This is a genomic window from Dorea ammoniilytica (assembly GCF_025567415.1).
Taxonomy (GTDB): domain Bacteria; phylum Bacillota; class Clostridia; order Lachnospirales; family Lachnospiraceae; genus Claveliimonas; species Claveliimonas ammoniilytica.
Map to the genome: position 1 here is coordinate 1 of NZ_JAOQJV010000035.1, position 4,063 is coordinate 4,063.

Here is a 4,063-nt window from a genome sequence, read left to right on the forward strand (position 1 = left end):
TGGACATGATAATGGATCCTTTCTTTCATACTGGTTTAAGTATATCAGATTCATTAAAAACTGTCCGAAAAAGTGTCTTAATTTATGAGACCATTATACCCAAGCAATAGAATACTTTTACACGGAATATGCAAATTCTTATTCTCAGGTATGAAGGCAGCCTCACCGATATACATCAGGTGGCACAGTTCATTCTTCGTGTAAGAAGCTATCATAGCGAGCATGCGTTTCTGTGCAGTCTCCGTTGCTCCACACATCTTCGCCATTGAAGATCTCAGTATTTTGTTTGGAAACAATTTGCACATCCACTCTAACTGGGTCAGCCAGAACAAATCTGATTTGGAGTAGTAATCTCCAAACGGAACACTATCGACCGAAATGAAGCCAATTGCCTTGGTCGGATGCTGATTGATGTAATACTGCGCTATCATTCCTCCAAGCGACTGTCCAATAAATATGGCTCTGCCTATTCCTTCAATTTTAAGAATACTATCCAGTTCATTGCAAACATTGGCATATGTAAATTCATCATATGGTCTCGACTTACCATGGCACGGACAATCCCAAACCAGTACTTTGAACTCATCTTCAAAGCATGAAATTTGAGTTTCGAACAGCTGATGATCTGCTGTCAAGCCGGGCAGAAGCACTAATGCAATATCGCTCTTGATTACATTAGTCCAATAATATGTGATTCCATGTTTAGACGATACTGATTTCTCATGTAATCCCGTCATGATTTCCTCCGCAAAATTTAAATTTTCAAAGCTATCCCCATTAAAATAACAACCTAAAATCCATCAGTCTATTTTGCAGGCTGCATCATGGCTAGCAAATCTTCTTCCTTGAGTATTGCAAGTCCTGCGTTTTCATCACCAAGAATCACTAGATTATCACCAGGTTTTATATTGAATATCTTTCTAGCCTTTGCAGGTATTACAATCTGTCCCTTGTCACCGACTTTCACCATTCCAAACATATACTTTCCCTTAGGAGGAACTCCGACACCCATATTCTCCCCTTTATCATAGTTTATAAGATCATCTACAGTTATTCCAAAGACCTTCGCTATCGCGCTGCACTTATCAATATCCGGCAGCGACTCACCTGTTTCATATTTTGAAAGAGTTTGTCTTGAAACACCAATCTGAGATGCCAAATCCTCTTGAGACATGTTATTTATTTTCCTAAGTTCAATTAAATTATCCTTAAACATATCTTTCTCCTTCTCATGCTAATCACTACTTATTGTGGCAAACTGTACCACGAACGTTTATACTAGCCGAGCAACCAATTTCTTATAAAATGGAAAAATAACATTTGCTACAATTGCTACAATCCACCATTTGTCACTTCCCGTAAGCGCCTTGAAAGAAAACATAAATGCTATCATGACACACCAGAATACAAGCTGTAATACTCCAGGAAGGATTTCACGGCGGATATTCTTTTTATCTTCCTTTGGCATAAGATGCGGTGCAGCTTCAATAAAGTCCGCTGCTCCCTTTGGTCCCAAAGCACTTCTAAAATCATCACTGCATGACATTGCGGCATCTGCGTATTTGCCATTATTAAGCACTTCCATTATAGCGTCATGAATTTCCGTAACGCTCTCACCTTTTAATTCAAATCCAGCCCCCATCTCCTTCGCTCTTCTCGCCACAGCTCTCTGCTCATTGGTCTGTGGAAATAATACCATTGGAGTCGCCATATACAAACTCTCTGAAGTACTATTCATTCCATTATGCGTTAAGAATACATTCGCTTTCGATAAAACCTCTAACTGATTAACCGTGCTATAAACCTTAACATTTTCAGCTAAACCATTTAAGCTTTGCGGATCAACAACTCTACCGCAGGATATGATAACATCCACATTTTCATTCCTTAACGCTTCTATGCATTTTTTGTAGAAATCTGGTTTATTACTTACAACGGTTCCAAGTGAAATATATACAAGTGGTCTCTGATTCTTTTTATCAGGTAAATAATCTGAAAACACAGACGGTCCTACAAATGCATAATGCTTCGAAAAGGTATTGCTAAAAGGCTGGTATTTCTCCGTAGCATAAACAATGGTATCTGTATAATTATCATTTTGCACTAAAGGCATAATACTTTTTTCATGATATCCATATTGCTCCAAATTCTTTAGCTCTGCGTTTACCCTTTTCTGTCCCTTTATTAAATCCATAATTTCGGCAAAACTGCTTTTCATATACGAGGCAGACTGTTTATTAAATGCAAAAGTTGTAGTAGATACCACCATAGGAATCTTATACTTTCTGGCTGTTAATTTCCCCCAAAAGCAAACCGAATCTGATACAATTACATCCGGCTTAAATTCCTCCACTTCATTATGAAGAAAATGGTCCATTTTTGCAGTAGTCTGCAAATCAACAATAGTCATATCAATTGTAGACATCGTTTTTTCACCACTTTCAACTTCCTTTTCTACTTCTGATAAATATGCATCACAGCTAATAAAGGTAGCACCTGTAGCTTCCACTTTTTCTTTAAATTCGTTAAACGAATAAAATCTAACTGTATTCCCTCTGTTCACAAGTTCCTTCACAACAGGAAATGTTGGATTATGATGTCCATGTGCAGGGATGCAAAAAAACATTATACTTTTCATTTTTTTACCACCTTTGCAATAAATTTTAACATAAATATAAGGGAGTTGGAAAGATCAGTCCACCAACATCCCTTAACAGTTATTTATTATTATGTTAAAAATGGTTGCATTTTTACCTTAATAGCACTGAAAATTCAAATTTTCTTGTCTAACGCAGCAGCTCGACAAACTGGGATTTATCGATGAATATACATCCTTGTCATCTCTGGTTCGCCATCCCCTTGAACCATACACAAAAATTCCCAACCATAACGTTCATAAAAACTTGTGTGGTCGGTAATAAGATAGACTGGTGATATTCCTTTCTGCCTACAATCCTCAACTACCATATTCAGTAACTTCCCTGCAATTCCTTGGCAGCGATACTTTTCTTCCGTGTAAACAGCACATACATTAGGCGTCAAATCTTTTCTATCATGAAAATCGTTCTCTATAACACCCATACCAGCAATGATTTTATTGTTGTCTAGACACAAGTACCATCCATAATCTGTTTCGCCATTTAAAAATGCATCCATACATTCAAGATACGCTTCTTTGGGCACACCCCATTTACTATGAAACCATTCCGCTGCCTTATCTTTAATCGATGGAATTTCTGCTAAATTTGTATATTTATAATCACTCATTTACAGCCTCCACAAATTTTAATATAACTGACATTACTCCTCTATATCAGTCCCATCAATCTCTATTACTGACTGATTATTATTCTCCGACCAGCTCGATGATGACGTATTTACGCTAAATAGCACTGCCATCATAATATTGAAAATCACTATTACCAATAAGACAATACCTATTATTTCCCAAATTCTCTTATTGCGGCGATTTTTAACTGCTAATTGCTCACTAATCTTTGCCAGCTGTTCAGCAACAGCATTTGTATTCGCTTCCTCTTTAACTGAACCACCAAGCAATACACTCACCTTGGTATCTAATACATCTGCTATTCTTGAAAGTACATCTGCATCTGGAACAGATAAACCTTTTTCCCATTTGCTGACAGTCTGTCTAACAACATTAAGCTTTATAGCAAGCTCCTCTTGTGTATACCCCTTTGCTTTACGCACTGCTTTTAAATTTTCACTGAACATACTCATGTCCTCCTTGTATTTGATGGCTTCAGCATACCTAAATACCCCCCGTTGCCTCAAGCAACACATATTAACATTGGCTTATTTATTGGGTTCTTGGGCAATAAATTATAATTTCTTGCCTATCTTATAGAGAGATTATACTGGGCTTCAATACTTCTTGCCCTTCACTCAACTTTTCTCTAGCTTCTGAATTGCTTTTCGCACTTTCACTCTCAGCATTAGTCCAAACCCCTTTCTTTTTATTGCAAAGTACTTCATGTTTCCAGGCAGGCATTTAACAAATTCCTAAAAACGAAGGATGCTCCTTGGAAATATCAGGCACTGG

At 37.3% G+C, this 4,063-nt stretch carries 5 protein-coding genes; all 5 read right to left on the reverse strand.

Translation table 11 applies throughout. The features are described 5' to 3' along the window. Positions 1 to 77: 77 nt before the first annotated feature. Positions 78 to 737, reverse strand: a complete 660-nt coding sequence (locus OCV65_RS13260) for an alpha/beta fold hydrolase (RefSeq protein WP_262582469.1) — start codon at positions 735 to 737, stop codon at positions 78 to 80. 68 nt (positions 738 to 805) lie between these two features. After that, positions 806 to 1,216 (reverse strand): helix-turn-helix domain-containing protein, encoded by a 411-nt coding sequence (locus OCV65_RS13265; protein WP_262582470.1) that lies wholly within the window; start codon positions 1,214 to 1,216, stop codon positions 806 to 808. A 57-nt stretch (positions 1,217 to 1,273) separates the two neighbouring features. Continuing rightward, positions 1,274 to 2,638: a macrolide family glycosyltransferase gene (locus OCV65_RS13270; protein WP_262582471.1), complete on the reverse strand. Its 1,365-nt coding sequence runs from the start codon at positions 2,636 to 2,638 to the stop codon at positions 1,274 to 1,276. Between the two features lie 176 nt (positions 2,639 to 2,814). Further along, a complete protein-coding gene (locus OCV65_RS13275; RefSeq protein WP_262582472.1) occupies positions 2,815 to 3,267 on the reverse strand; it encodes a GNAT family N-acetyltransferase in 453 nt (150 codons plus the stop codon). Between the two features lie 33 nt (positions 3,268 to 3,300). Beyond that, entirely contained in the window at positions 3,301 to 3,735 is a 435-nt protein-coding gene (locus OCV65_RS13280) for a helix-turn-helix domain-containing protein (RefSeq protein WP_262582473.1), read from the reverse strand. Positions 3,736 to 4,063: the final 328 nt, after the last annotated feature.

Bases quoted from the DNA above. Each gene is read 5' to 3' on its own strand.
- OCV65_RS13270 (WP_262582471.1), bottom strand. From the start codon at position 2,638: ATGAAAAGTATAATGTTTTTTTGCATCCCTGCACATGGACATCATAAT.
- OCV65_RS13265 (WP_262582470.1), bottom strand. From the start codon at position 1,216: ATGTTTAAGGATAATTTAATTGAACTTAGGAAAATAAATAACATGTCT.
- OCV65_RS13280 (WP_262582473.1), bottom strand. From the start codon at position 3,735: ATGTTCAGTGAAAATTTAAAAGCAGTGCGTAAAGCAAAGGGGTATACA.
- OCV65_RS13260 (WP_262582469.1), bottom strand. From the start codon at position 737: ATGACGGGATTACATGAGAAATCAGTATCGTCTAAACATGGAATCACA.
- OCV65_RS13275 (WP_262582472.1), bottom strand. From the start codon at position 3,267: ATGAGTGATTATAAATATACAAATTTAGCAGAAATTCCATCGATTAAA.